General features: G+C 62.7%; 28 protein-coding genes. 17 read left to right on the top strand and 11 right to left on the bottom strand.

The annotated features are described in order from the left end of the window. Positions 1 to 41: 41 nt before the first annotated feature. Positions 42 to 650, bottom strand: a complete 609-nt coding sequence (locus AB8A50_RS09475) for an FMN-dependent NADH-azoreductase (protein WP_120292059.1) — start codon at positions 648 to 650, stop codon at positions 42 to 44. Positions 651 to 747: 97 nt separating this feature from the next. Between AB8A50_RS09475 and AB8A50_RS09470 the strand changes: the two genes are divergently transcribed. Continuing rightward, positions 748 to 1,128: a winged helix-turn-helix transcriptional regulator gene (locus AB8A50_RS09470; RefSeq protein ID WP_439077507.1), complete on the top strand. Its 381-nt coding sequence runs from the start codon at positions 748 to 750 to the stop codon at positions 1,126 to 1,128. Positions 1,129 to 1,132: 4 nt separating this feature from the next. Here the strand turns inward: AB8A50_RS09470 and dprA are convergent, their stop codons facing one another. After that, entirely contained in the window at positions 1,133 to 2,251 is a 1,119-nt protein-coding gene (dprA, locus tag AB8A50_RS09465) for a DNA-processing protein DprA (RefSeq protein WP_439077506.1), read from the bottom strand. A 108-nt stretch (positions 2,252 to 2,359) separates the two neighbouring features. Between dprA and AB8A50_RS09460 the strand changes: the two genes are divergently transcribed. Next, positions 2,360 to 2,824, top strand: a complete 465-nt coding sequence (locus tag AB8A50_RS09460) for a hypothetical protein (protein ID WP_081421847.1) — start codon at positions 2,360 to 2,362, stop codon at positions 2,822 to 2,824. A gap of 43 nt (positions 2,825 to 2,867) precedes the next feature. Here the strand turns inward: AB8A50_RS09460 and AB8A50_RS09455 are convergent, their stop codons facing one another. From AB8A50_RS09455 to AB8A50_RS09440, 4 genes are all read right to left on the bottom strand, one after another. Continuing rightward, positions 2,868 to 3,647, bottom strand: a complete 780-nt coding sequence (locus AB8A50_RS09455) for an alpha/beta fold hydrolase (protein WP_439077505.1) — start codon at positions 3,645 to 3,647, stop codon at positions 2,868 to 2,870. Positions 3,648 to 3,737: 90 nt separating this feature from the next. After that, on the bottom strand, positions 3,738 to 4,325 hold the full coding sequence (gene plsY, locus AB8A50_RS09450; protein WP_439077504.1) for a glycerol-3-phosphate 1-O-acyltransferase PlsY: 588 nt from the start codon (positions 4,323 to 4,325) through the stop codon (positions 3,738 to 3,740). A gap of 86 nt (positions 4,326 to 4,411) precedes the next feature. Beyond that, a complete protein-coding gene (locus AB8A50_RS09445) occupies positions 4,412 to 5,713 on the bottom strand; it encodes a dihydroorotase (RefSeq protein ID WP_089263768.1) in 1,302 nt (433 codons plus the stop codon). Positions 5,714 to 5,718: 5 nt separating this feature from the next. Continuing rightward, complete coding sequence (locus tag AB8A50_RS09440) at positions 5,719 to 6,672, bottom strand: aspartate carbamoyltransferase catalytic subunit (protein ID WP_089263769.1); 954 nt, start codon at positions 6,670 to 6,672, stop codon at positions 5,719 to 5,721. Between the two features lie 148 nt (positions 6,673 to 6,820). On the opposite strand from AB8A50_RS09440, the gene AB8A50_RS09435 reads away from it, so the two are divergent. The 3 genes from AB8A50_RS09435 to AB8A50_RS09425 all read left to right on the top strand — a co-directional run bounded on the left by AB8A50_RS09435 (position 6,821) and on the right by AB8A50_RS09425 (position 10,098). Continuing rightward, on the top strand, positions 6,821 to 7,594 hold the full coding sequence (locus tag AB8A50_RS09435) for a M15 family metallopeptidase (protein ID WP_439077503.1): 774 nt from the start codon (positions 6,821 to 6,823) through the stop codon (positions 7,592 to 7,594). A gap of 66 nt (positions 7,595 to 7,660) precedes the next feature. After that, positions 7,661 to 9,307, top strand: a complete 1,647-nt coding sequence (locus AB8A50_RS09430; protein WP_439077502.1) for an isovaleryl-CoA dehydrogenase — start codon at positions 7,661 to 7,663, stop codon at positions 9,305 to 9,307. Then, positions 9,304 to 10,098: a lysostaphin resistance A-like protein gene (locus AB8A50_RS09425; RefSeq protein WP_439077501.1), complete on the top strand. Its 795-nt coding sequence runs from the start codon at positions 9,304 to 9,306 to the stop codon at positions 10,096 to 10,098. Before AB8A50_RS09430 ends, AB8A50_RS09425 begins: the two co-directional genes overlap by 4 nt. A 62-nt stretch (positions 10,099 to 10,160) precedes the next feature. On the opposite strand, the gene AB8A50_RS09420 is transcribed toward AB8A50_RS09425, so the two are convergent. From AB8A50_RS09420 to AB8A50_RS09410, 3 genes are read right to left on the bottom strand one after another with little or no spacing between them, the layout of a single operon-like run. Then, the gene (locus tag AB8A50_RS09420) at positions 10,161 to 11,087 is read right to left on the bottom strand and encodes an AEC family transporter (RefSeq protein ID WP_439077500.1); all 927 of its coding nucleotides are present in this window, start codon (positions 11,085 to 11,087) and stop codon (positions 10,161 to 10,163) included. Positions 11,088 to 11,091: 4 nt separating this feature from the next. Then, a complete protein-coding gene (gene ruvX, locus AB8A50_RS09415; RefSeq protein WP_089263773.1) occupies positions 11,092 to 11,583 on the bottom strand; it encodes a Holliday junction resolvase RuvX in 492 nt (163 codons plus the stop codon). Positions 11,584 to 11,630: 47 nt separating this feature from the next. Beyond that, complete coding sequence (locus AB8A50_RS09410; RefSeq protein WP_439077499.1) at positions 11,631 to 12,188, bottom strand: GNAT family N-acetyltransferase; 558 nt, start codon at positions 12,186 to 12,188, stop codon at positions 11,631 to 11,633. Positions 12,189 to 12,268: 80 nt separating this feature from the next. On the opposite strand from AB8A50_RS09410, the gene AB8A50_RS09405 reads away from it, so the two are divergent. From AB8A50_RS09405 to AB8A50_RS09375, 7 genes are all read left to right on the top strand, one after another. Further along, positions 12,269 to 12,493 (top strand): hypothetical protein, encoded by a 225-nt coding sequence (locus tag AB8A50_RS09405; protein ID WP_093761358.1) that lies wholly within the window; start codon positions 12,269 to 12,271, stop codon positions 12,491 to 12,493. Positions 12,494 to 12,641: 148 nt separating this feature from the next. Then, the gene (locus AB8A50_RS09400; RefSeq protein ID WP_439077498.1) at positions 12,642 to 13,718 is read left to right on the top strand and encodes an NAD(P)H-dependent flavin oxidoreductase; all 1,077 of its coding nucleotides are present in this window, start codon (positions 12,642 to 12,644) and stop codon (positions 13,716 to 13,718) included. A gap of 89 nt (positions 13,719 to 13,807) precedes the next feature. Then, positions 13,808 to 14,095, top strand: a complete 288-nt coding sequence (gene gatC / locus AB8A50_RS09395) for an Asp-tRNA(Asn)/Glu-tRNA(Gln) amidotransferase subunit GatC (RefSeq protein WP_439077497.1) — start codon at positions 13,808 to 13,810, stop codon at positions 14,093 to 14,095. 31 nt (positions 14,096 to 14,126) lie between these two features. Further along, on the top strand, positions 14,127 to 14,360 hold the full coding sequence (locus AB8A50_RS09390) for a hypothetical protein (protein WP_068732436.1): 234 nt from the start codon (positions 14,127 to 14,129) through the stop codon (positions 14,358 to 14,360). Continuing rightward, positions 14,361 to 15,839: an Asp-tRNA(Asn)/Glu-tRNA(Gln) amidotransferase subunit GatA gene (gene gatA / locus AB8A50_RS09385; protein ID WP_439077496.1), complete on the top strand. Its 1,479-nt coding sequence runs from the start codon at positions 14,361 to 14,363 to the stop codon at positions 15,837 to 15,839. An 87-nt stretch (positions 15,840 to 15,926) separates the two neighbouring features. Continuing rightward, positions 15,927 to 17,024, top strand: coding sequence for a sensor histidine kinase (locus AB8A50_RS09380; protein WP_439077495.1), 1,098 nt, complete (start codon positions 15,927 to 15,929; stop codon positions 17,022 to 17,024). A 202-nt stretch (positions 17,025 to 17,226) separates the two neighbouring features. Beyond that, on the top strand, positions 17,227 to 18,615 hold the full coding sequence (locus AB8A50_RS09375) for a patatin-like phospholipase family protein (RefSeq protein ID WP_439077494.1): 1,389 nt from the start codon (positions 17,227 to 17,229) through the stop codon (positions 18,613 to 18,615). A 62-nt stretch (positions 18,616 to 18,677) separates the two neighbouring features. Here the strand turns inward: AB8A50_RS09375 and AB8A50_RS09370 are convergent, their stop codons facing one another. After that, complete coding sequence (locus AB8A50_RS09370) at positions 18,678 to 19,562, bottom strand: aliphatic sulfonate ABC transporter substrate-binding protein (RefSeq protein WP_439077493.1); 885 nt, start codon at positions 19,560 to 19,562, stop codon at positions 18,678 to 18,680. A 127-nt stretch (positions 19,563 to 19,689) separates the two neighbouring features. Between AB8A50_RS09370 and AB8A50_RS09365 the strand changes: the two genes are divergently transcribed. From AB8A50_RS09365 to AB8A50_RS09345, 5 genes are all read left to right on the top strand, one after another. Next, entirely contained in the window at positions 19,690 to 20,748 is a 1,059-nt protein-coding gene (locus AB8A50_RS09365) for an ABC transporter substrate-binding protein (RefSeq protein WP_439077492.1), read from the top strand. Between the two features lie 15 nt (positions 20,749 to 20,763). Beyond that, positions 20,764 to 21,882 (top strand): LLM class flavin-dependent oxidoreductase, encoded by a 1,119-nt coding sequence (locus AB8A50_RS09360; protein ID WP_093761370.1) that lies wholly within the window; start codon positions 20,764 to 20,766, stop codon positions 21,880 to 21,882. Positions 21,883 to 21,884: 2 nt separating this feature from the next. Then, entirely contained in the window at positions 21,885 to 22,853 is a 969-nt protein-coding gene (locus tag AB8A50_RS09355) for an aliphatic sulfonate ABC transporter substrate-binding protein (RefSeq protein ID WP_439077491.1), read from the top strand. A gap of 95 nt (positions 22,854 to 22,948) precedes the next feature. Continuing rightward, entirely contained in the window at positions 22,949 to 24,433 is a 1,485-nt protein-coding gene (gene gatB / locus AB8A50_RS09350) for an Asp-tRNA(Asn)/Glu-tRNA(Gln) amidotransferase subunit GatB (protein ID WP_439077490.1), read from the top strand. A 1,396-nt stretch (positions 24,434 to 25,829) separates the two neighbouring features. Beyond that, positions 25,830 to 26,099: a hypothetical protein gene (locus AB8A50_RS09345; protein ID WP_068732448.1), complete on the top strand. Its 270-nt coding sequence runs from the start codon at positions 25,830 to 25,832 to the stop codon at positions 26,097 to 26,099. Between the two features lie 65 nt (positions 26,100 to 26,164). Here the strand turns inward: AB8A50_RS09345 and AB8A50_RS09340 are convergent, their stop codons facing one another. Further along, complete coding sequence (locus tag AB8A50_RS09340; RefSeq protein WP_439077489.1) at positions 26,165 to 26,557, bottom strand: AprI/Inh family metalloprotease inhibitor; 393 nt, start codon at positions 26,555 to 26,557, stop codon at positions 26,165 to 26,167. Between the last annotated feature and the right edge of the window lie 122 nt (positions 26,558 to 26,679).

Here is a 26,679-nt window from a genome sequence, read left to right as displayed (position 1 = left end):
GAACCGGCGGGCCGGTTCAAGCTCGCTATGGCAGTCTTGGCTTACGCCGCGTGCAGATCTGTCGCTGCCTGCAAGGCACCGGCAACGGCTTTCTCGCGTAGCTCCGGTCCCATCATGATGCCGTCGGCGGCGATGAATTCGAGATTGGTGACGCCGATGAAGCCGAACACCCAGCGCAGATAGGTTTCGAGATGTTCGCCGGCAGCGGTCGGCATGTCCGCGCCGTAGAAGCCGCCGCGTGAAATGGCGACGATGACGCGCTTGCTGCCCGCGAGGCCTTCGGCACCCTTGTCGCCGTATTTGAATGTCTTGCCGGCGACGAGGATGCGATCAATCCACGCCTTGAGCTGGCTCGGAATGGTGAAGTTGTACATTGGTGCGCCGATCACCACGATATCGGCAGCAAGAAACTCCTCCAGCACGGCACTACCGGCGGCGAGATCGGGCTGAAGCGCCGCATCGGGCGCTGCGCCCTGCGCGACGGCGAGATGGGAGCCGGACAGATGCGCCAGCGGCGTGGTGGTGAGATCGCGATAGGTGGTCTCAAGGCCGGGATTGGCCTTGGCCAGCCGGTCGGTAATGGCGGCGGAAACCTGCCGGCTGACGGAGTGGGGGCCGAGAACGCTGGAATCGATATGGAGCAGTTTCATGTGGTCACCTCATGGTATTGGTTTGTAACTGACGCTACATGAGTGACTGGCCGAAACCGCACAAGAAGGCACAATTTTGAAACCCGAGCACAAAAAGGTGCCTGCTTTGCCGGCGATTCCGCATCAGGAGAGCGACTGTCGCGGCGTTGCCTCGGTGTTGGCGCGGGTCGGCGACAAATGGAGCGTGCTGGTGATCATGCTGCTCGGCGACGGTCCACGGCGCTTCAACGAGTTGAAACGGATGGTCGGCGGCATCTCGCAGCGGATGCTGACCCTGACCTTGCGCGGGCTTGAACGCGACGGTCTGGTGACGCGTACCGTGTTTCCGACCGTGCCCCCGCGTGTGGACTATGAACTCACGGATCTCGGCCGAGGCCTGAGCGATCCGGTCATAAAGCTCGGCGAATGGGCGCAGCAACATCTGCCCGATATCGACACCGCACGAAAAAACTTCGACGGGCGCAATTCGCAGGACTGAGTCCTCAGATCATCGACACCAACCCTCCGCCATGACGCTCCAGCCGTCCGGCAAGCTCGAGCTCCAGCAGCACAATGCGGACCGTGGAGGCCGACGTGCCGGCGAGGCGGATAAGATCGTCGATGCCTACCGGGCTTGGACCGAGCAATGCGATCACGCGTGCGCGGTCGCTGCTGTCTGGTTCATCGAATGACGTGACGTCATCAGGTTCACGGCTCGGCAATTCGATCGGCCGCTCCATGATCGGCGCGACCGCATTGATGACGTCGGATGCTTCGGTGACCAGCGCCGCGCCTTGCTTGATGAGGTCGTTGGTGCCGGCGGCGCGGGGATCGAGCGGCGAGCCCGGCACGGCAAACACTTCGCGGCCCTGTTCGGCGGCCATCCGCGCGGTGATCAGCGAGCCCGAGCGATGCGCCGCTTCGATCACGACGACGCCGAGCGCTGCACCCGAGATCAGGCGATTGCGACGCGGGAAATCGCGAGCACGTGGGACATGGCCGAGCGGCATCTCGGAAATCGCTCCGCCGTTGTCCACCAGGGCGAACAGCAGGCCCTCGTGTTCGGGCGGATAGATTTTGTCATGACCGCCAGCCAGCACAGTGACCGTCCCGCTGGTGGTGCTGGTGCGATGCGCGGCCTGATCGATGCCACGTGCGAGGCCCGACACGATCACGAAGCCTGCGTCGCCGAGATCGCGCGCCAGTCTCTCGGCGAACTTCAGTCCTGCGCCGGACGCATTGCGCGAGCCGACGATGGCGATCATCGGCCGCATCAGCGCATCCACTTTGCCGCGGATGCCGAGCAGCGGCGGTGCATCGTCGATCCCCGCCAATCGCGGCGGGTAGCCGGGCTCACCGGGCGCGACAAGCGCGACATCCATCTTGCGTCCGAGGTCGAGTTCACGCTGTGCGTCGTCGGCGCTGCAGATCCGGCCGGCGCGGGCAGCGCCGCCGCGGCGCGCCAGATCGGGCAGTCGCTCCAGCGCGGCGCGTGCGCTGCCGAAATGGTTGATCAGCGATCGAAAAGTACGCGGCCCCACATTGTCGCTGCGGATCAGCCGCAACCAATCGAGCCGCTGAGCGTCCGTAAGCTGTGTGCCGCCCTGTGAGATGCTGTCCAAGCCATGCTCCCCCGGTGGAGAGTGTCTATCAACTTAAGGATGCATTCAATTGACATTCGCACTTAAGGTGCGAGAGTAGAGGTGAGCCCTGATGGCTTGTGTTCAGTGATGGCAATGCTTTGGGACGTGAACAACTTCCAGCGGATCGGTGCATCGAGCAACGCCGCCGTTGGGCGTGAGTTCGAGGAAGCGGCGCAGATCTTCTTTCATTCCGAGGGCGTGCAGCTTGCGCGCAATTTCGTCGTACCCGTCGGCCACCGGCTACAGAAGAACAAGCGCTTCGATCTCGGCAGCGCCAGCCCGCGCATCCTGGTGGAGTGCAAGTCCTACACTTGGACAGTGTCCGGCAATCGGCCGAGCGCCAAGATCCGCGGCATGAACGAAGCCATGCTGCTGTTCGGTGCGGCGCCGCGCGACTATCGGAAGATTCTGTTCGTGCTCAAACATCTTCACCCGCATTCGAAGGTGAGTCTGATCTCGCACTATATCAAGAACAACGGTCACCTGATCAGCCGCGGTGTCGAGATCTGGGAGTTCGATCTCGACGCGAAGCAGGGCGCGCGGGTGTTTTAATGTCCCCGTGCGGCGCGATCAGAATGCCCGCTTGTTTCTTCGGCTACTGCATCGTCAAATTCATTAGTTCGTCGGGAAGTTCGCGCTGCGCGCACCATGCCTTGACGGTGGCGGCGAACAAGTCAGGTCGTTCGCCATTCCAGGCATGGCCGACGCCCTTGGCCAGCCGCGCCTGCGAATTCGGCAGCACCTGACGCAGCCGCGCCATTGAAGCGAGGATCAAGGGGTGTTCGTGTTCGCCCGCGACGAGCAGCGTCGGCGTTTGAATTGCTGCCGCGTTCGCGGGAAGTGAAAACGCGCTGGCGTCGTGGCTTGCTCCGATGAAGTCTCGGATAGACAACGGCTGAAGCGATTGGCGATAGGCCTCGAACCGATCCGCTGGAATGTTCAGCGTCCGCGCGTTGAGGCGCGCAAACAGCCGGGTCTTGATCAGCGGCGCAATCGCATAGGCGGCGGCGTCGATCAGCCATCTGTTGGGGAGCGGCAACACGTTGATCCCGCTCAACACGGCCCGCTCGACGACACTGGGATGCCGCGCCAGAAGCGTCAGCCCGACATAGGCACCGAGTGAGAGACCCACGACATGCGCGCGCCCTGACGGTACACTTTTGCGGATGATCTCCGCGACGAGATCGGCGGTCTGCTCGAACGAGCGCCACCTGACGTCATGGCTGTGCCCATGGCCCGGCAGATCGGGGATGAGACAATCGAAATCCGTCAACTGCTCGATCTGCTCCTGCCACATCCAGCCGCTGGTTCCGATTGCGTGCAGGAATACGACAGCGGGTAGGTTCGGCCTGCTTGATCTGTGCAGATGAAGCACGCGTGGAGCCTTTGCAGACTTGTCTGGTGGGAAGTGTCGCCGCGCCGGGAGATCTTGGCCGTGGACTCTGATGTTTTAATGCTGCAACTACTACTTCGCGCCGATCTTGCCTTCGGTGCCGTTCAGCAATCGCTTGATGTTCTCGCGGTGCATGAACCACAGCAGCAGCGTCAGCACGGTGGCCAGCACGGCGAGCTGTGGCGCCTTGGCCCACCACAGGAAGATCGGCGTGATGGCACTGGCGGTCAGGGCCGAGAATGACGAGTAGCGCGAGGTGAAAGCGCAGGCGAGCCAGGCGAGGCAGAACACGATGGCGGCCGGCCAGTACAGGCCGAACATGATGCCGATATAGACGGCGACACCCTTGCCGCCCTTGAAGCCGAGCCAGACCGGGAAGAGGTGACCGAGGAACGCGAAGAGACCGGCGATCATGGCCGGGATTGGACCACCGACGCTGCCGGCGATGATCACGGCGACGGTGCCCTTGAGGGCGTCAAGCAGCAGCGTCGCCGCTGCGAGGCCCTTGCGGCCGGTGCGCAGCACGTTGGTGGCGCCGATATTGCCCGAGCCGATGGTGCGGATGTCCTGCGTGCCGGCGAGCTTGGTCAGCACCAGCCCGAACGGGACGGAGCCGAGGAAATAACCGAGCGCGGCGGCGAATATGTAGAGAACGATCATTGGACCTCTATTCTAAGACGCGCTTTGCACTTTCGTGCTCTCAGACGCGCTCCGCGCTTTCGGTGCCCTAAGACACGTCTATCGCGTCAGACGTGCTCGTAAACGGTGCGTCCGCCGACAATAGTGCGTGCGACGCGCCCCGTGAAGCGGGCTTCGTCGAATGGTGTATTCTTGCATTGCGATTTCAGATCCGCGGGATCCAGCACCCACGGTACATCGGCGTCAATGACAATGATGTCGGCGACAGCGCCGGGGCGCAGCGTGCCGCCCGGCAGGCCGAGCAGTTCGGCCGGGCGTGTCGACATCGCACGGATCAATTGGGTGAAGGTGAGCTCGCCATTGTGGATCAACCGCAATCCCGCCGACAACATTGTTTCGAGGCCGATGGCACCCGGCGCGGCTTCTGCAAATGGCAGGCGCTTGGTTTCGACGTCCTGCGGATTGTGGTCGGACATGATGACGTCGATCAATCCTGACGCGACGGCCTCGACCAGCGCGCGGCGGTTCTCTTCGGTGCGGAGCGGCGGCGACAATTTGAGATAGGAGCGATAGGGCCCGATATCGTTTTCATTCAGCGTCAGGTGATTGATCGACGCCGAGGCGCTGACACGCAAGCCGGCGTCGCGGGCACGCTTCAGGATCTCGATGGATTCGATGCAGGTCAGTGAGGCCGCATGGTAGCGCCCGCCGGTAAGGGCGACGAGACGCATGTCGCGCTCCAGCATGATGGCTTCGGCGGCATTGGGAATGCCCATCAGGCCGAGCCGTGACGCGCGCTCGCCTTCATTCATCACGCCTTCGCCGACGAGGTCGGGATCCTCGGTGTAATGCACGATCAGCGCGTCGAAATCGCGCGCATAGGTCAGCGCACGGCGCATGATTTGCGCGTTGGTGATGCTCTTGTCGGCATCTGTGAAAGCGACGGCGCCGGCCGCTTTCAGCAGCCCGATCTCGGTCATCTCGTGGCCTTCGAGACCCTTGGTCAGGGCGGCCATCGGATGGATGTTGACGATGGCGGTGTCGCGGGCGCGCCGCAGCACGAAATCGACGGTGGCAGAATTGTCGATGGTCGGCGAGGTGTCCGGCTGGCAGATGATGGTGGTGATGCCGCCGGCTGCGGCTGCACGGCTGGCGGAGGCGAAAGTCTCGCGGTGGCTGGCGCCGGGTTCGCCGACGAAAGCGCGCATGTCGACGAGGCCGGGGGCCACGACCTTGCCGACGCAATTGATGATGTCGGTGCCTTCAGGCACACCGGCCGCGCCGATGCCACGGCGGGCATCGCGGATAACGCCGTCGGCGATCAGGACGTCACCGACGCCGTCGAGATCGCTGGATGGATCGATCAGGTGCGCATTGGCGAGGAGGATAGGGCGGCGATCTGTCAGCATGGGCATCACGCGTTCGGCAGGTTGCGCGCGAGCGCTTCGAGCACGGCCATGCGGACCGCTACGCCCATCTCGACCTGTTCGCGAATCAGCGACTGCGCGCCGTCCGCGACGAGGGAGTCGATCTCGACACCGCGGTTCATCGGGCCGGGATGCATCACCAGCGCATCGGGCTTGGCGTAAGCGAGCTTCTTCTGGTCGAGGCCGAAATACTGGAAGTATTCGGCGGACGACGGCACGAAGGAGCCGTTCATGCGCTCGCGCTGCAGCCGCAGCATCATGACGATGTCGGCGCCGTTGAGGCCCTCGCGCATATCGCGCGCGACCTCGACGCCCATGCGCTCGATGCCCGGCGGCAGCAGCGTGGAGGGCGCGACCACGCGGACGCGCGCGCCCATGGTGTTGAGCAAGAGAATGTTGGAACGCGCGACCCGCGAATGCAGCACGTCGCCGCAGATCGCGATCACGAGACCTTCGAGGCGGCCCTTGTTGCGACGGATGGTCAATGCGTCGAGCAGGGCTTGCGTCGGATGTTCATGGGCGCCGTCGCCGGCATTGATGACGGAGCCGTCGACCTTGCGCGCCAGCAGTTCGACCGCGCCGGAGGCATGATGGCGCATCACGAGAATGTCCGGATGCATCGCGTTCAGCGTCATCGCGGTGTCGATCAGCGTCTCGCCCTTTTTGATCGAGGACGATGACACCGACATGTTCATGACGTCGGCGCCGAGCCGCTTGCCAGCCAGTTCGAACGACGACTGGGTGCGTGTCGAATTCTCGAAAAACAGATTGATCTGGGTGCGACCGCGCAGGCTGGAGCGCTTCTTGTCGACCTGGCGGTTCAGCTCGACATATTCCTCGGACAGGTCGAGGAGGCCGGTGATATCCGCGGCGGAAAGGCCCTCGATGCCCAGCAAATGCCGGTGTCCGAGGACGAAAGAGGATTTCGTGGCTTGGGTCATTAAAACGAAAGCTATAGGCAGAGTTGAAAAGCGGAGCAAGCGCGATTCGGCCGGTTTCGGGTTATCCCCCGGTCAGTCCAGCGGCAGGGTAAAGATGGTGAGGCCAAATTCCCGCGGAATCGCCTTGGTTGGAGCTCCGGAACCCGTCATGAGACATGCTCTAAACCAGGTGGCCGCGACGGTGTCGGCGGGGCTGTTCCTGGCCTTCGGCGCCGTGCCCGCGCATGCGCAAAACCTGCCCGATGATTTCGTGTTCCTGCGCGATATCGATCCCTCGATCCGGCAGGACATCCGCTATGCCGACGTCAACAATTTCGTCGGCCGCAAGCTCAGCGGCTATGATAGCGCGGAATGCGTGGTGAAGCGCCCGGTCGGCCTCGCTCTGCAGAAGGTGCAGCGCGAGTTGATGGCGCAAAACCTGTCGCTGAAAATGCTGGATTGCTATCGGCCGGCGCGGGCGTCGCGCGACATGGTGGCGTGGGCGCGCGATGGCAACGAGACGCCGGCGCAGAAGCGCTATAATCCAGCCTTCAGTAAAGCCGATCTGTTCAGGCTCGGCTATATCGCCGAGCGCTCCGGCCACTCCACCGGCGCGGCGCTCGATCTGACGCTGGTCGATCTGCGCGCGCCGGCGTCGCCGACATTCGATCCGAACAAGGCCTATGCCAGCTGCATCGCGCCGGAAGCACAGCGCGCGCCCGAGGGCAGCGTCGACATGGGCACGGGTTACGATTGCTCCGATGCCAAGGCGCATACCGGATCGCGCGCGATCTCACCCGCGCAGCGGCGCTGGCGGGATCTCCTGACGTTGGCGATGGGCAGGCAGGGCTTCGTGAATTATTCCAAGGAATGGTGGCACTTCTCGCTGCCCGGCGCAGGCGCACGCGCCTACGATTTCCCGATTGCACGGCAGGCAAGATAGCACCGTGAAATCCCGGTCGATCCGGCGTAAAATGATTCGCAATATCGCCTCAGCCGGAACTGATTCATGACCGACGCCACCTCTGCCATTCATGCGGTGCTCAACCAGTCGCCTCCCTTCGAGGATGTCAATCTGTTCGAGCTGGACCGGCCGCTCGTGGAAGCCGTTGCGATGAATGAGGGCTCGTTCGCCTATGTCGACCACGCCGAATTCGGTCAGCTCTGGGGATCGGCCGAGATGGCGCAGCGCGCGCGGCTGGCCAACGAGAATACGCCGAAGCTGCGGACTTTCGATGCACGCGGTAACCGGCGCGACGAGATTGAGTTTCATCCAGCCTATCACGAGCTGATGGCACAGAGCGTTGCAGCGGGAATTCACAATTCGACATGGACGCGTGACGGCAAGTCCGCGCGAGGCGCGTCCGAAGTGGCGCGCGCCGCAAAATTCTACATGGCCGCGCAGGTCGAGACCGGACATCTATGCCCGATCACCATGACACGGGCTGCCGTCGGCGCGCTGGCGATGCAGCCGGATGTGCTGGCGCGGGTGATGCCGGTCATCGCCAGCCGCGATTACGATCCGAGCTTTGCGCCATGGTCGGCCAAGCGTGGCATGACGCTGGGTATGGGCATGACCGAGCGGCAGGGTGGCACGGATGTGCGCAGCAACATGACGCGCGCGATGCGCGACGGCGATGCGTATCGCATCAGTGGCCACAAATGGTTCATGTCGGCGCCGATGTGCGATGCATTCCTGGTGCTGGCGCAGGCCGAGGACGGGTTGAGCTGTTTCTTCATGCCGCGGTTCCGGCCGGACGGTTCGCTCAATGCGCTGAACTTCCAGCGCCTGAAGGACAAGCTCGGCAATCGCTCCAATGCGTCGTCGGAAGTCGAGTTCAACGATGCCTATGCACTGCGCGTCGGCGACGAGGGTAAGGGCATCCGCACCATCATCCAGATGGTGCAGCTGACCCGGCAGGATTGCGCCACAGCATCCGCCGGTTTGATGCGCTCGGGCCTCGCTCATGCGCTGAATCACGCAAGGCATCGTAGTGTCTTCCAGAAGCATCTTGCCGACCAGCCGATGATGCAAAGCGTGCTCGCCGACATGGCCCTGCATGTCGAGGCCTCAACGGCGCTGGTGATGCGACTGTGTCGCGCCTTCGATCTGGCGCCGGAAGATACGTCCGAGGCGGCCTATATGCGTTTCCTGACGCCGGTGGTGAAGTACTGGGTCTGCAAATCGGCGCCGGGCTTCCTCTATGAGGCCATGGAATGCATGGGCGGCAACGGTTACGTCGAGGAGGGCATTCTGGCGCGGCATTATCGCGAGGCGCCGGTCAATGCGATCTGGGAAGGCTCTGGCAACGTGATGTGTCTCGATGTGCTGCGGGCGCTGTCGCGCGAAGGCGACGCATCGACCGCGGTGCTGCAGGAGCTGATGCTGGAGACACGAGGATTACCTGGCGCGGCCGACACTGCGGCCTTTATCATTCGCACCTTGCTGCGGCCCGATAGCGAGCGTGTAGCGCGGCAAGCAGTGGAATCGCTGGCATTGCTGGCGGCCTGCGCCGCACTGAACATGGTGCATCCGCCCCATGCCGAACTGTTTGCGCGGACACGCCTCGATGGTGCGCGCAGTACGATCTACGGCACCGCTGAATTGACCGAAGCTCAGGGTCGGGGACTGCTCGAGCGGGCGTTGCCGCAGTGAGTGTACTGGAGACGCCGATCGCTCCCGTCGCACCCTCGGATCTGCCACCCGCGACAAAGCCGCCGCGTGTCTGGAAATTCTGGGGCACCAGCCTCTGGGGGCTGTTCGCTTTTGCAGCGATGTTCGTCGGTCAGTTGACCGTCGTCGCCTATTACCTCCTGATCAAGGATGCGCCACTCGATGCGACGCTGCTGATCAAGGCGATGAGCAGCGGTACGACCATCGCCGCGTCCGTTCTCATGGGGCTTCCGGCCGTGTGTCTGGCGCTGTGGCTGGCGACGCGCATGGCGCGGCAATCCTTTGCCGACTATCTCGGCCTACGCGGCACGTCCTGGAAAAACTATGTCATCGGCACGGTGGCGCTGATCACGCTGGTCGGCGCCTGGGAGCTGGTCGCGAAGGGTATGGGGCGCGATTCCGCACCGACTTTCATGCTGGAAGTGCTGAAGTCGGCCCGCGCCGACGGCGCGCTGTGGCTGCTCGTGATCGCGTTCTGCGTCGGCGCGCCGATGACTGAAGAGTTCTTCGCGCGAGGCTTCCTCTATCGCGGCTGGTCGGAATCGTTTTTGCGGCCGTTTGGCGCCATCGTGGCATCATCGCTGGTCTGGACGGCGATGCATCTGCAGTACGATTGGTTCTTTTTCGTCGAGATTTTCACCATCGGCCTGCTGTTCGGCTATATGCGCTATCGCAGCCACTCGACATGGCTGACGATCTTTCTGCATGGCCTCAACAATCTGGCGGCGACTGTTCAGACGCTGCTCATCGCGAACGGTGTGATATCGCCCTAGAGCATGATCCCGAAAAGTGGGAACCGGTTTTCGGGCAAGATCATGCTCAAAAAAAGAAAAACCTATTCCGCCAGCGCAATGAAGATGGGCATGGTCAAGACCGCCAGTATGGTTTGGACGGTCAGGATCTGCGCCAGGAGGGGCGCGTCGCCGCCCATCTGCCGCGCCAGAATATAGCCATTCGATGCCGACGGCACCGACGCGCAGCAGACGACCACCGCGAGGTTGGTGCCGGACAGGCCGAAGGCGATACCGAGGCCCATGGCCATCAGCGGCATCACGGCGAGTTTCAAGACGACTGTCAGTGCTGCAGCCATTCCGGGTCTGTGCAGGCCTTCGATTTGAAGACCGGCGCCGACAATGAGCAGGCCCATCGCCAGAGAGCAGCGCCCGAGCGCATCGAGGAATTCGTGTGCGGGGCGCGGCACGGGCAATCCGGCGAGGTTGATCGCGAGGCCGATCACGCAGGCCCAGATCAGCGGGTTCTTGGCGATGGTCAGCAGCAGCGCTGGCCAGGCCATCCGTTGCGGCGAGGCGTAATGCGCCAGCACCCAGACCGCCAGAATATTCAGGAGTGGGATCATCGCGACCATGGCGACGGAGGCCAGCGTGATGCCGAGATCGCCCCACAGATTGCCGGCGACCGATAGTGCCACGAAGGTCTGCCAACGCGTGGCGCCCTGAAACAGCGACGTAAATGCCGGGCCGTCGAGGCCGATGGCCCGTGCCAGCAACGGGCGCAGCGCCAGACACAGCGCGGACATCAGGATGACGGAGAGCAACAAGGCACCGCCGACACCTGCGATGGGCACCGAGGACAGATTGGCGCGCGCCAGCGTGTCGATGAGCAAGGCGGGGAACAGCACGTAATAGACGAGCTGTTCCAGCCCGACCCATTCGATGTTCTGTTTCAGCAGCAGGCGCCGCAGCGCGTAGCCGAGCACGATGAGCAGGAAGACCGGAACGAGAGCGGCAAATACCGTCAGCATGTGGTCAGCGAATATCCGGCGTGCGCAGCAACGCGGCGAGGCGATCTAGCGCGCCCTGAAGAATGAAGATCGCGGCATGTTCGTCGATGACCTTGGCGCGTTTGGCGCGGCTGACATCATTGGCAATTAGTTCGCGCTCGACCGCAGATGTGGAGAGCCGCTCGTCCCAGAAGGCGATCGGCAGTTCGGTCAGTTTCGAGAAGTTGCGGGCGAAGGCGCGGGTCGATTGCGCGCGCGGTCCCTCGCTGCCGTCCATATTGATGGGAAGACCAAGGACGAAGCCGCAGATATTTCGCTCAGCGGCAAGCTTGATGAGGCGTGCGGCATCGGCCTTGAAGGCAGTTCGCTCGACAGTCTCAATGCCGGTCGCGAGACGGCGATCGGGATCGGACACCGCGACACCAATGGTTTTGGTGCCGAGATCGAGACCGATCAGTGCGCCGCGGGCGGGCAGATGTGCGGCGGCTTCGACGAGGGGGAGGATGACTGCAGGCATGGTCCCGCATAACACGCGGAGCCATTAGATCAAACGCTGCGCCGCAATTATCGGGGTGGACGGCAGCTGCGCCATTCCTCGGCGGTCATTTCCCAGATTTCCGAGGGCCAACGGCCGGAGACGTAGTCGCGATCCTCGGTGGCGATCACGCGCATGCCGGAGCTTTCCGAAATCCGGCGCGAAGCGGTGTTGGCGATGGCCTTGATAACGCGCAACACGGGCCGCTGCAGCGTGTCGAACCAGAATTCGGTGACGGCGTCGCTGGCCTCGGTCGTCAGCCCTTGTCCGTGCCAGGCGGGATCGAGCCAGAAGCCGCGGTTGTCGTCGCCGCTGTCCCTGACATTGATCATGCCGATCAGTTGCTCCGGTGCGCTCTTCAGGCGGATCGACCAGTGCCATTCGGTGCCACGCTCCATGCCTGGCAGCACGACATCGCGCAGGAAAGTGAAGACACCGTCAGCCGGGTAGGGCCATGGCACGCGGCTGGCCAGGAAACGCACCACCTCTATTCGCGGGAAAAGCCTTTGCACGGCATCGGAGTCAGCCAGCACGAGTGGGCGCAGGATCAGCCTGGGCGTGGTGAGTTCGGGAATGGCAGCGGTCATCGGTCGCGTTTCACATCGGGAGCGATCTGCGGCAATGTGATATCGCCTTCGCTTCCTCGCCTGCAAGTCACGAGCCCTCCATGGATCCGCTCAGCCTGTTCGGATTGTTTGCAGTCAGCGCCATGCTGGTCTGTTACGCGCTGGAAGCGCGCAGTCCGTGGTTCACGCTGGCTTTTGCCGGCGCCTGCGGGCTCGGATCGCTCTATGGCTTCCTGCAGGGCGCCTGGCCGTTCGGGCTGGTGGAGGCGATCTGGGCTGGCGTGGCGCTGCGCAAGTGGATGCTCATCCCCCGCGCAACCGCATAGCTCGCGCGGGTGCGGCCGTGTTAGCCTCAGCGTGGCTCGGCAATGACGCGCGTGCCATTTCCTCACGTTTGTCTCAAGATCGTCACTGCTTTGCCGCTGGATTCAGAGGCATCGCCGCAAGATTGTCGCAAGAATCCGGAGATCCCCCATGTGGCCCGACCGCCGACTGATCGACCTTTTCGGCACCGAATTTCCCATCGTGCAGGCGCCGATGGCCGGTGTGCAGGATGCCGACATCATGATCGGCGCAGCGGAGGGCGGCGCGCTGGCCTCGTTGCCGTGCGCAATGATCTCGCCGGAGAAAGCCCGTGAGCAGATCAATATCGTGCGCCAGCGCGTCTCCGCGCCGGTCAACATGAATTACTTCTGCCATACGGCGGTGGACGCCGATCCGGCACGCGAGGCCAACTGGCGCAAGCGGCTGTCGTCCTATTACGCCGAACTCGGGCTCGATCCGAATGCAGACATCAATGCGGCCAACCGCGCGCCGTTCGATGAGGCGATGTGCGCGCTGGTGGAAGAGCTGAAGCCCGAAGTGGTCAGCTTTCACTTCGGCCTGCCGGACCCGGCGCTCTTGAAGCGCATCAAGGCAGCCGGCTGTCGGGTCATCGCCTCTGCGACCATCGTCAAGGAAGCCGTCTGGCTCGAAGAGCGTGGCGTCGACGCGGTCATTGCGCAGGGGGCGGAGGCCGGCGGTCATCGCGGCATGTTCCTGACCGAGGATATCGCCACGCAGCCCGGCCTGTTCGCGCTGTTGCCACAGGTGGTGGATGCGGTGAAGGTGCCGGTGATCGCGGCCGGCGGTATCGCCGATGGGCGTGGCATCGCGGCAGCCTTTGCGCTCGGCGCGGCCGGTGTGCAGATCGGCACCGCCTATCTGCGTACGCTCGAATCGAAGGTCAGCGGGCCGGGTCGTGCAGCCCTGGCCGGGGCGTCGGATGCCTCCACCGTCATCACCAATGTCATGACCGGCCGTCCTGCCCGGGGCGTCATCAACCGAGTGATGCGCGAGGTCGGGCCGGTCTCGCCCGATGCGCCGGCGTTCCCGCATTCGGCGACCGCGCTGGGGCCGCTGAAAGCCGCTGCCGAGAAGCTCGGACGGACCGATTTTACCAATCTCTGGGCCGGACAGTCGGTCGGAATGGGCAGCGAACGGCCTGCGGCAGAGCTGACGCGGTCGCTGGCGGCCGCCGCATTGGCGCGGATGGCTGAATTGCGGGGCTAGGGCGCCAAACAGGCGGAGGCGTCCGCCGGTTGCGGCGCGAAACCTCCGTCTGCTATACGGCGGGCAGATTTCGCCTGAGGCCCTATATAATGTCCGTCGATGCTGCCACCGTTCGCCGTATCGCGCATCTCGCGCGGATCGCGGTCACAGACGCTGAAGTTCCCCATCTGCTGGGCGAGTTGAACGCGATGCTGGCCTTTGTCGAGCAGTTGCAGGAAGTGAATGTCGACGGCGTCGAGCCGATGACCTCGGTGATGCCGATGGAGATGAAGAAGCGCGCCGATGTCGTCAATGACGGCCAGATCGTCGATGCGGTGACGGCGAATGCGCCGGAGTCGGAGGATCACTTCTTCCTGGTGCCGAAGGTCGTCGAGTAATCGAGCAAGAACCGTTTGGACGGAAACCGCCATGTGCCTGCTTTGCGACGATGAAAAGTCCTATCAGCTCTATATGGACTACCTCGACGAGATGGAGCGTCAGGGGAAGGTCAAGGACGTCGACGCGGCCATGGATGCCATCCTCGACAAGGTTCAGGCCGCACAGGAGGCTGACGACAAGCTCCGCCGCAGCTCTTTCAAAAAAGATGCACCTGAAAACGACAAGACGCTCTCTCCCTTCTTTTGCAGCCCGGTCAATAAATAGATGACAGATCTGACGTCGCTGACACTCGCCGAGGCGCGTGACGGCCTTGCGACCAAATCCTTCAAGTCAGTCGAACTGACCGATGCGCATCTCAAGGCGATGGAAGCCGCACGCGTGCTGAACGCCTATGTGCTGGAGACGCCGGATCAGGCGCGCGCCATGGCGCAGGCGGCCGACGCGAGACTCGCCAAAGGCGAGGGCGGCTGGCTTGGTGGCGTCCCGCTCGGCATCAAGGATCTGTTCGCGACCAAGGGCGTGCGCACAACCGCATGTTCGAAGATCCTCGGGAATTTCGTGCCGCCTTACGAGTCGACCGTGACCGCACAGCTGTGGCGTGACGGGGCCGTGATGCTCGGCAAGCTGAACAATGATGAATTCGCCATGGGCTCGGCGAACGAGACGTCGTTCTTCGGTCCGGTGATCAATCCGTGGCGGCGCGACGGCTCCGACGTCAATCTGGTGCCCGGCGGCTCGTCCGGCGGTTCGGCATCGGCCGTCGCCGCAGGTCTCTGCCTTGGCGCCACTGCAACCGACACCGGCGGTTCGATCCGCCAGCCTGCGGCGTTCGCCGGCATCGTCGGTATGAAGCCGACCTATGGCCGCTGCTCGCGCTGGGGCACGGTCGCTTTCGCGTCCTCGCTCGACCAGGCCGGGCCGATCGCGCGCACCGTGCGCGATACCGCGATCCTGATGCGCTCGATGGCCGGCTACGATCCGAAGGACTCGACGTCCGTGGATCGCGACGTGCCGGACTACGAGGCGGCGATCGGCAAGTCCGTGAAGGGTATGAAGATCGGCATTCCCAAGGAATATCGCATCGACGGCATGCCGGCCGAGATCGAAAAGCTTTGGTCGGAAGGCGCTGCGCAGCTCAAGGCCGCCGGTGCCGAACTCGTCGACGTGTCGTTGCCGCACACTAAATACGCGCTGCCGGCCTATTACATCGTGGCCCCCGCCGAAGCCTCGTCGAACCTCGCGCGCTATGACGGTGTGCGCTACGGCCTGCGCGTGCCCGGCCGCAGCATCAGTGACATGTATGAGAATACCCGCGCTGAAGGCTTTGGCGCGGAAGTGCGCCGCCGCGTGATGATCGGGACCTATGTCCTCTCGGCCGGCTATTACGACGCTTACTATCTCCGCGCGCAAAAAGTCCGCACGCTGATCAAGCGCGACTTCGAGGAGTGCTTCGCCAAGGGCATCCATGCGATCCTGACGCCGGCGACACCGTCGGCCGCCTTCGGCATTGGTGAGAAGGGCGGCGCCGATCCGATCGAGATGTATCTCAACGACATCTTCACGGTGACGGTGAACATGGCGGGCCTGCCGGGTATCGCGGTTCCCGCCGGCAAGGATGTGCAGGGATTGCCGCTTGGGCTGCAATTGATCGGTCGTCCGTTCGACGAGGAGACGCTGTTCTCGCTCGGCGAAACCATCGAGCAGGCATCGGGGCGTTTCACGCCGCCCAAGTGGTGGGCCTGACATCATCATCCGCGTGAAGTGTTGCGCGTTTGACATTGCGTTTCGCGGTGCACTTGGCCATGGTTTGCCTATGAACATGGACCGTGCATGAGCACCGACGACGGGCTTCCGCCTTCCCAACAGGTCGATCAGATTCTGGGTTCCCCGAAGCTTGCGCAGGCGATCGAGAATGATCGCTACAAGCATCTGCTGGATCATGTTCCCGTTGCGCTCGCCATCTCGCGCGGATTGGGCAGCGATCAGCAGGTTGTCTATATCAACAAGGCCTTCGAGCAACTGATGACAATGGCGCCGGCCGATGTCGAAGGCCAGAGCTGGACCTGCCTCGACGGCTTTCTCAACGAAGACAACCAGAGCCAGACGCTGGGCGAAGCGATCCGCGATGGCGAGGACTTCATCGGTGTTTTCCGGCCGTCGGTGCCGGTCGAGCGGTTGGTGATCGTGCAGGCCTATGCCTCGGTGATCGAGAGTGATGACGGCGTCGAGAATTTCCGGATCGCCGCGCTGGTCGATGTCGGCGGCCGCGAGCGTGCGCAGATCGAGCAATTCGAGAACCAGATACGCGACCGCGACATGCTGATGCGCGAGCTGCAGCATCGGGTGAAGAATAATCTGCAGCTCATCACCGCGCTGGTGCGGCTCGAAGCCCGCTCGGCTGTGGAAGGCGAGGCTGTTGCGCTCGGCCGGCTGGCGAGCCGGATCGATGCGCTGACGGTGCTGTACCGGACGCTGTCCGACGAGAATGCGACGCCCGAGATCGATCTCGGACAGTATCTATCGGACATCGCCAATGCGGTGATGGCTGCCAGCGCGACGGCGGATATCACGCTCGATCTGCAGGTCGGCTATTGCCCGATGTCGATCAATATCGCGATGCCGGCGGGACTGCTGGTCAACGAGATGCTCACCAACGCGCTGAAATACGCCTTCATCGGCCGTGCCGGCGGTCAGATCAAACTGATCTGCAAGCTGGAAGGCGGCCACGTCACGGTGGTTGTCGCCGATGACGGCATCGGCCTTGGCGAAGGCCAGGAGTGGCCGTCGCCGCGCAAGCTCGGCGCGCTGATCCTGCAGACGCTCAAAGAGAATGCGCCGAACGTGAAGTTCAACGCCGAGAGCATTCGCGGGCAGGGCAGCTGGTTCACGCTGGTATTTGATGCCGCGCCGGGCACGCAGCTGAATTGAGGATTGGCGCCGCGCCATTTTGGCGCGCACCTTATTTCACCATTCATTAGCCACGTTGCTGGCGCGATTGGTGCCAGATCGTCAGTTTGCATCGAATTGCAACGCTTTACGGTAATATCTGATTGAGATTCCGGATTGGGGACCGTCCGGACACGGTCCGTGCCGTTTGGTGCGGCCGTCTTGTGGGATCGGTAGAGAAGTGATGAGTGCGTTGCGTTCGATCGGTGTCGTGATCACGACCTGTGCGCTGCTGCTGGGCTGTACGTCGGTCTACAACCTTCCCGCCAACGTGCCGCTGGCCGGCGCCTCCCTCGATCCCAATCTCGACGCCGTTTTCAAGGATGCTGCCGAGCAGGACGACCTGCTGATCGGTTTTTCGTTCTCAGGCGGTGGCACGCGCGCTGCGGCGTTTTCGTTCGGTGTCCTGGAAGAACTGGGCAGCATCCGCATGCGCGGTGCATCCGACACCATGCTGGAACGCATCGATTTTCTGTCCGGCGTCTCCGGCGGATCGGTGACCGCCGCCTATTTCGGCCTCAAGAAGCGCGCCGCGCTGTCGGACTTCCGTGAACGTTTCCTGCTGCAGAATGCCGAGGCCGGACTGACGACGCAGCTGTCGCTAGGTACTATCGGCCGTGCCTTGGGCGGCGGCATCAATGACTCCAAGGGCTTCACCAGTTGGCTCGACGCCAACCTGTTCCAGAATGCGACTTTCGGCAGCCTGCGAAATAGCGGTTCTCCACGGGTCTGGATCAACGCCTCGGATATCTATAACCGCGTGCCGTTCGTGTTCGACAACACGGCCTTCGCCGCGATCTGCAGCGATCTCAGCAAGTATCCGCTGTCGGGCGCCGTGGCTGCGTCGGCCGCGGTGCCGCTCGCCTTTGCGCCGGCCGTGGTGCAAGCCTTCCCCGGCACATGCAACGAGCCGCTGCCGCCTTGGGTCGCGCGCGCAGCCGCGAACCGCAATGCGTCACCGATGTTGAGTGCCTATTCCAAGGCGGTGATGCGTTACCGCGACGGCGCGGTGCCCTACATCAAGCTGATGGATGGCGGGCTGGTCGACAACTACGGCGTCTCTGCGCTGACCATCGTACGCGAATCCTCCGAGACACCCTATGGCCCGATGACACCGCAGCAGGCGGTCCGGCTGCGCCGCGGGATATTTATGGTGGTGGATTCCAAAGTCGGTCTCTCCGGCAACTGGATCAATACGGTGGAAGGGCCTGAAGGCGTCGATCTGATCAAGGCTGCGGTGGACACCACCATGGATGCCAGCATCGGCTCCAGCTATACCGCATTCGACCGAACCATGAAGGACTGGCAGTCCTCGCTGATCAAGTGGCGCTGCGGCTTGTCGGCGGCAGAGCGAGCCCGCTATGGCGCGCGGCCCGGCTGGCGCTGTACCGATCTGCAGCTCTTCGTCGGCCGGCTTGGGTTCGATCAGCTAGATCCGGCGCGTGCCGCAGTGCTCGAAGCCGTTCCGACGCGTTTCCAGCTGCCGCAGGGACAGGTCGATGACTTGATCCTGGCCGGCCGCGAGACGTTGCGTGCCAGCTCCGTGTTCAGGGCTTTCGCTTCGGGGATATAGCCGGCCTCCTAACGGAATGCGACAAGCGGTTCTTACCCGTTCATGCGTTCCGGGATTGGATGTTACGCAGCGCGATCGAGATTAAGCGGGTGGCGATAGATTGCATCGCGAATATCGACTTTGCGTGGCAGCAGACCAAACCTGAAGAAAAGATCGGCTGCCTTCTGCTGCTCGGTGATGAACCTGTCGTCGACCTGATGGATGCCCCATGGGCGCTGTGCGATGTGCTTTTCCCATTCGGCGGCGTCGAGCGGCCCCCCGGCGACGCGTGCGAGGATCGCTGCAGCGTCTGCCGGATGCTGCGCAATCCAGCGATCCGTTTCGTGCAAGGCGCTCGCTGTGTCCGCAATAATGTTCGGATTATCATCGGCGAAATCGCGGCGTGCGAAAAACACCGACGGGTTGGTGACGAGATCGCCGGTGTTGGCGATGGCCCGGATCTCATCCGCGCCGCCACGAAGTCCTCCGCCTGAAACCCACGCATCGATGTCGCCAGCCAACAATGCCTGACGTGACTCCGGCTCGGTAAGATCGAGCGGCACAATATCGTTCCAGGTCAGGCCGGCACGGTCGAGCGCTGTTGCTAGCAGGGCCTGCAGCCACGAGCCGACACCGAGCGAGATCGTCTTGCCGGCGAGATCGGCAACCGTTTTCAACGGACTGTCCTTGCGAACATAGATGCCGCCGACTGCGCGCGCTTCTGATGCGGCGAAAGTAACGATCGGCACGCCTTTGGCCTGCGCGGCGATAGGCGGTGTCAGGCCGGTGCCGCCGATCTGGATCAGATTGGCGCCGACATATTCGACAGTGCGTGCGCCTGCCGCGATCTTCACCCATTCAACGCTTCCACCGCGCGCCGAGATCCGTTTTTCGAGCGACCCGTTCTGGCTGAGCACAAGAAGAGACGGATTGTTGGCGTGGACGCCAATGCGAAGAACAAATGTCATTACATCTCTCCTGATAGCAGCGTGTTCATTTCAAACTACACTTCGACGCTCTTTTTCGGTCGTTCATCCATCGATGATGGTCTATCGAAGTTTCGCAACGCGCTCGATTTACTTACAGGAGATGCCGATGACTGTAACGACGGAACGTCTGGCAACGCGTGAGTTTGAAAAATCATCCTCCGTCAATGAGCTCTGGTACACGCGTTGTCCTGTGCCGACGGCGTCCGGCATAGCGCTTGATCTAGGGCTGCTGCGCGATGAATTCGCGACGTCCGGAATCGTACTTCGATCGATCCGCGATTCCGAAGATCCGCGCGTCAACATTTCGCATTTCGATCATTCGCTGCCCGGCCTGTTTCGCGAAGGCGGCAACATTCCCGCGATCTGGGCGCGGTCCGAAGGACGCGACACGGTAACCGTGGCGCTGACGTGGATAGATGAATACCAGGCCATCGTCGTTCGCGCGGATTCGGACATTCATTCTCTGGCCGACCTTCGCGGCAGAAGGATCGGTCTGCCGCGGCAAGACGGCCAACGCGTCGATTTCGCGCGCGCCATGTCGCTACGCGGCATCGAGACCGGTCTCGGGATTGCCGGGCTGCACCTCGCGGACAGCGAACTCGTCGATATCACCAGCGATCAGCCGACATTCGCCGTGGCGGCTGGCGTCGCCAATGGCCGCTTTCACGAGCTCGAAGCCGCCGCGCTCGCGCGGGGTGAGGTCGATGCCATTTATGTGAAGGGCGCGCCGGGGCTCGGAACCGTGGGGACGCATGGATTGCGGTCGCTGATCAATCTGGCGGAGCAGGACGATCCGTTGCTGCGCGTCAATAACGGCAATCCGCGGCCGGTGACGGTCGATCGGCGCACTGCGCTCGAGCGCCCGGATCTGGTGGCACGCTATCTCGCAGTGTTACTGCGGGCGTCGCACTGGGCGCAGGGGCATCCGGCCGAGGTATTCGACATCATAGGCAAGGAGGTCGGGCGCTCGGCCGACGAGGCACGCGCGGCCTATGGATCGGCTGCGGCGAGGAGTTTCGGGCTCGATCTCTCGGATGTGAGGAGAGGGGGCCTGGCAAGCCAGAAGGATTTCCTGCTGCGCCACGGCTTCATCGTCAGGGATTTCGACGTGGCCGGCTGGATCAACCCGGAGCCGCTCGCGCTCGCGCATGAGCTGCTCAAGTAAGGCTGGGAGGTTACGATGGAGATCTATTGGTACCTGATCCCGCAAGATGGCCCGTATCCCTGGAACGCCAAGGGCCGGCGCCCGGTCGATCATGACTATCTCGCGCAGATCGCACGCGCGGTCGATCAGCTCGGCTATACGGGCGCGCTGCTGGCGACCGGTGGCGGCGAGCATGATGCCTGGGTTCTGGGCGCGTCGCTGATCCCGCTCACCAAGCGCATGAAGTTCATCATTGCCGTGCATCCGGGTATCGTCGCGCCGCTGATGCTGGCGCAGAAGGCGGCGACCTTCGACCAGTTTTCGGACGGCCGACTGATCCTCAACATGGTCACCGGCGAGCAGCACCAGATGCCGCCTTACGGCATCGAGCTCGCTCATGACGAACGCTACGCGCTCACCGACGAATACTGGGGCCTGTATCGCCGGCTGATGACGGGCGAGGTGGTCGATTTCCAGGGCAAGTACCTGAACCTGCGCAACGCCCAACTCAAATTGCCTGCGGTGCAGAAGCCGTATCCGCCACTGTTCTTCGGCGGTTCGTCGGAGCCCGCGCTGTCCGTCGCGGCGCGCCATGCCGACACCTACCTGACATGGGGCGAGCCGCCGCCCCAGGCTGCGGAGAAGATCAAGGTGGTGCGCGAGCGTGCCAGGGCGCTCGGTCGCAACGTGAAATTCGGCATCAGGATCAATCTGATCGTCCGTGAGACGAAGCAGGAAGCGTGGGATGCCGCGCAGTGGCTGCTCGATCGCATGGACGACACTGCGGTGCAGGGCGCCCAGGCGCGCAATGCCGCCTCCGACTCCGTCGGCCAGCGCCGGATGCGAGAGATTGTCGGCACGCGGAAGCCTAAACACGCGCAGGAGCTGGAGATCTATCCGGATATCTGGGCCGGCTTCGGACTGGTGCGGAACGGGCCGGGCACCGCCATCGTCGGAGATCCGGAAACGGTCGCGGCGCGCATCCTGGAATATCGCGATGTCGGTTTCGACACTTTCATCGTCTCTGGCCAGCCTCTGCTCGAGGAAACCTACCGCGTGGCGGACCTGCTGCTGCCGCTGCTTCCTTTCGATCGTGGTGATCGGCGACAAACGGCACATCCGATCGGTCCTTTCTTCAACGCTGCACGAGGTTGACGATGTTGCGCTCTACTTTCCTGCGGGCGGCTGTCGCCGCGTTTCTGATCGGGCTTGCCTCCACGTCAGCGAGCGTGGCCGTATCTCCCGCGACGCCGGTGACAGTCCGGCTCGGCTTCCTGCGCGGACCTGAACCGCTGTCGATCAGCCGCCTGCGCGGCACGCTGGAGAACCGTCTGGCGGCCAGGAACGTCAAGGTTGCCTGGGTCGGGCCGTTCATCGCCTATGCGCCGGCGGCGGAAGCCTTGAATGCCAATGCGATCGACATCACGATCGGAAGTTCAAGCGCGGCAATCTCGTCGCTGGTCGGCACCGCACCGATTTCGCTCTTTGCCTATCAGTGGGATGCCGGGGATTCCTCGGGCATCGTGGTGAGGAACGGGTCAGACATCAAGACCGTCGCGGATCTCGCCGGCCGCTCGGTGGCAGTCAATCGTGGCGGCACCGGCGACTATCAACTGACCAAGGCCCTGGAAAAGGCGGGTGTGCCGTCCTCGGGGGTCAAGCGCGCTTTCCTCAGCCCGGTGGATTCCGCTGCCGCCTTCGCCAACGGCCATGTGGACGCATGGTCAGCCTGGAGCATCTTCTTTCCGACCGCGCTGGTCGACGGGGATGCCCGCGTAATTGCGCAGGCGAGCGACTTCGGTTCGCAGAACGCTGTTGTCTATGTCGTGCGGACGCCGTTTGCCGCGGAGCATCCGGATATTCTGAAGGATGTCCTGGAGGATCTGCGGGAGTCGGCGCGGTGGGCTCAGCAGAATCGCGAGGAAGCCGCGCGCCTGTGGGTGCAGGAGCTGAAGCTCAGCCCCGCGGTCGCCACCCGGGTGGCAAATTACCGGAACGACGAACCCGTTCCGGTCGGCGAGAAGGAACTGGTGGCGCTGGAGAGCCTGAATGACTGGCTGGTGGGCAGCAAGCTGCTGCCGAAGCCTGCGGCAATCAAGGATCACGTCATCGCCGTGGCCCGCTGACGCTCGAAAGACCGGCCCGGTCGTGCCGTGGCAATGCTGCGGGAACGCGCGAGGAGGGGTTTTCCCGCGCCTCGTGTCGCGGTAGAAACCGCTCCATGAACGCACCTGTCAAACCTTCGAAGCTCATCAAGGGCGCCACCGGCGACTGGGAAATGGTCATCGGTCTGGAAATCCACGCCCAGGTCAATTCTCACGCCAAGCTGTTCTCCGGCTCGTCCACGGAGTTCGGCGGATCGCCGAACAGCCATGTCTCGCTGGTCGATGCGGCCATGCCGGGCATGCTGCCGGTCATCAACGAGGAATGCGTGAAGCAGGCGGTCCGTACCGGGCTCGGCCTGAAAGCGCAGATCAACCGGCGCTCGACCTTCGACCGCAAGAACTACTTCTATCCCGACCTGCCGCAGGGCTACCAGATCAGCCAGTACAAGTCGCCGATCGTCGGCGAGGGCGAGGTCACGGTTGAGCTGTCCGACGGCGAGGCCATTACCGTCGGCATCGAGCGCCTGCATCTTGAACAGGATGCCGGCAAGCTGGTGCATGACCAGAGCCCGACGCAGACCTTCGTCGATCTCAACCGCTCCGGCGTCGCGCTGATGGAGATCGTCTCCAAGCCCGATATGCGCTCAAGCGAACAGGCGCAGGCCTATGTGTCGAAGCTGCGTACCATCCTGCGCTATCTCGGCACCTGCGACGGCGACATGGAGAAGGGCAACCTGCGCGCCGACTGCAACGTCTCGGTTCGCAAGCCCGGCGATCCCTATGGCACCCGCTGCGAGATCAAGAACGTCAACTCGATCCGCTTCATCGGCCAGGCCATCGACTATGAAGCCCGGCGCCAGATCGGAATCCTCGAGGACGGCGGGGCGATCGAACAGGAGACCCGGCTCTACGACCCCAACAAGGGCGAGACCCGCTCGATGCGCTCGAAGGAAGAGGCGCATGACTACCGCTATTTCCCGGATCCTGACCTGCTGCCGCTGGAATTCAGCGAAGACTATGTCGCTGAGTTGAAGGCCGGGCTGCCGGAACTGCCGGACGAGAAGAAGGCACGCTTCATCAGCGCCTTCGGCCTGTCCCCCTATGACGCCAGTGTGCTCGTCACCGAGCGCGAGAGCGCCGAGTTCTTCGAGACGACCCTGGATGGTCTCGCCAACAAGGCGCGTGACGGCAAGCTGGCCGCCAACTGGGTGATCAACGAGCTGTTCGGCCGTCTCAACAAGGAAGGTCAGGACATCACGTCCTCCCCGGTGTCGGCTGTACAGATGTCCGCCATCATCGACCTGATCGGGGCAGGCGTGATCTCCGGCAAGATCGCCAAGGACCTGTTCGAAATCGTCTGGACGGAAGGCGGTGACCCCCGCGCGCTCGTCGAAGAGCGCGGCATGAAGCAGGTGACGGACACCGGCGCGATCGAGAAGGTGGTCGATGACATCATCGCCGCCAATCCCGACAAGGTCGCACAGGCGCAGGCCAAGCCGGCGCTGATGGGCTGGTTCGTCGGCCAGGTGATGAAATCATCTGGCGGCAAAGCCAATCCGCAGGTCGTCAACGACATCCTCAAGAGCAAACTCGGGATCTGACAATTACCCTTTCGATGACCGCGGCGCCGCCTTGAGCGGCGCCGTTTTCGTTTCAGCGGACCGCGTTGGCGCGTCGTAACGTAGGCGATGAACGGTCGCGCGCGCGGAATTAGATCGCGAATCGGCATGCCGTCAGTCGACAGAAAGTGCGGTTGTGGCCAGCACCGATAAGTCGCGAACGCGTTTTCCCGAAAAATATTTTCATTGCCAAAAATACCGACTCAGAGTCCGCAGCACCTATTTTCAGTGCCCCGACTCACGCTTGGGGGCGACAGAAGTTTGTGTAGTTGTTTGGTAGTACGAATCGCGGGCGCTCGGAAAAAATAAGCACTTTCTGCAATCTTGACATTTATGGACGCAGCGTTTCCGGGCGTTTCTCGCGCCGCCCCGCATGCCGGATTTCAAGTTGTGACTGAGCCCGTGGGGGAAGTGGCGCGTTGCGCTCATCAACACTTCCTTAAGCGAGAGACTGTTCTTTTGAAATCGTTGGTGTATTCGGGATGAAGTGCATTTCGATTCCCGAGTGCACGCAGCGATCAAGTCATCTCTTTATGGAGGGCAACATGGCCAAGAAAGCTACGAAGAAGGCAGTCAAGAAGACCGTCAAGAAGGCAGCGAAGAGCGCTGTGAAGAAGACCGCGAAGAAGACCAAGAAGGTCGCCAAGAAGAAGTAACTTCTTCTGCCACGATCGACGCCGGTGGCAACGCCGGCGACGTCACGAGAGCCTCGACGACAATTTGCTTCTCGAAGCGGATATTGATCGCAGCTCTGGTCGACGAAAGAGGGTGTCGGCGAGACATCAGGTCAAACGGCTGGACCGTCACTCCGGGGCAGGGCTTGCTCTTCCCGCGAGCCGGTCCGGCAAAGAAGCCGGTCATTCCGTGATTGGCGTTCTTTATTCGGTGCGGATCATTGGTCCGCAGTTTCATCGGTGGCTCCGGCCACATGAGATATGATCCTGACGTGTTGCCGACGCCCTCGTTTTTGCCGGTGCGGTTCATCCCCGGCGCTTTGAATGTCCCGATCCCGAATAGCTTTTGATCTGCTCGCTGTGACGTATCTCGCATTGGCGTCGTCGCATGCGCGGAGCAGGCCCTTTTAATATCCCTGGTCGCCGACGCTGCTGCGATGGTTACGGCATCCCCAAACAGCAGGGTAAACCGAATTCCGCGAAAATGCAGAAAACCCGCATAAATGCTGGGTTTTTGGCGGCGTATGAGCCGGTTTCAGCTTCGGCTCTTCAGATTTCGTTCATCCCGATACTTAAACTGCTCTTCAAATTTGATCGGTCATATTGATCCCAACAAGCCGGCAAACGGCGGTTGGGATTGCATCAAATAACGGACGGGAGCCGCGCTCGGTTTGGGGCGGCAAAAGCAAAAAAAGGAATGACCGATGTTTCAGGGGCAGATCGATTTTGAAGCTGCGATGCCGATCGCAGAGACCGCCATCCAGGACGTGCTGTTCGAGCGCGGTCTGTACTGGGCGTCGGGCCGTTCGGGGATCGTTGACCTCGTCGCCGCGCACAAGTGGTTCAACCTCGCTGCCCTCAAGGGCCGGGTCGACGCCATCCCGATGCGCCGCGAAGTCGCCGAGATGATGTCGGATGTCGAGATCGCTGCCGCGCAGCGCGATGCCCGCGCCTGGTTGTCGACGGTTCACTAAGCCGACTGCGTGTTTTCGCGGTGGTTCGGCAGGCGCGATGCCCGCCGGGGCAGGGTGATGAGCCGCTACTTCTTGACGATGGTGAAGATGCCGTCGGTCTCCGGCTCCGCCACGTAGCGGTTGTCCGGCGTCGAGAACTGGATGCGCAGTTTGTGGGTCGCGTCGGCAAAGCCGATCGTCCAACCCTCATAGAGCCGCCACGCCGCGATTTCGTCCATGACGGGGAAAGTCCTGGCGCAGTCCTTGGCCACGTCGATCTGTGAGCCGCCGATGGTGCTTTCGCTCTTCAAAACCACGCGGCAGCGTTTCCTGCCCTTGGCGTCCTGGAGTTCCCAGGTCCCGTAGATATCCCTGAGCAGCGCCGGATCGACCTCCTTGAGATCCATCAGCTTGAGGGTCTGGCCCGAGGCGACAGATGCGATCGCCATCGCGGCGGCCATCACGGCAGCCCATTTCATATCGCGCACTCCCTCGCATGTTTCCAAATGTAGCGTAGCCACGTCACGGCCTTGTTACGAGCATCACGGTTGTAACGGGCATGTGCGCCCCAATGTCTGTCTCGTCGCTTGCAACGAGGCCG

It is taken from the genome of Tardiphaga sp. 841_E9_N1_2 (assembly GCF_051811065.1).
In the GTDB taxonomy this organism is placed as follows: Bacteria; Pseudomonadota; Alphaproteobacteria; order Rhizobiales; family Xanthobacteraceae; genus Tardiphaga; species Tardiphaga robiniae.
The sequence above is the reverse complement of the archived record's forward strand: the minus strand, read 5'-3'. Positions and strand labels throughout refer to the sequence as shown.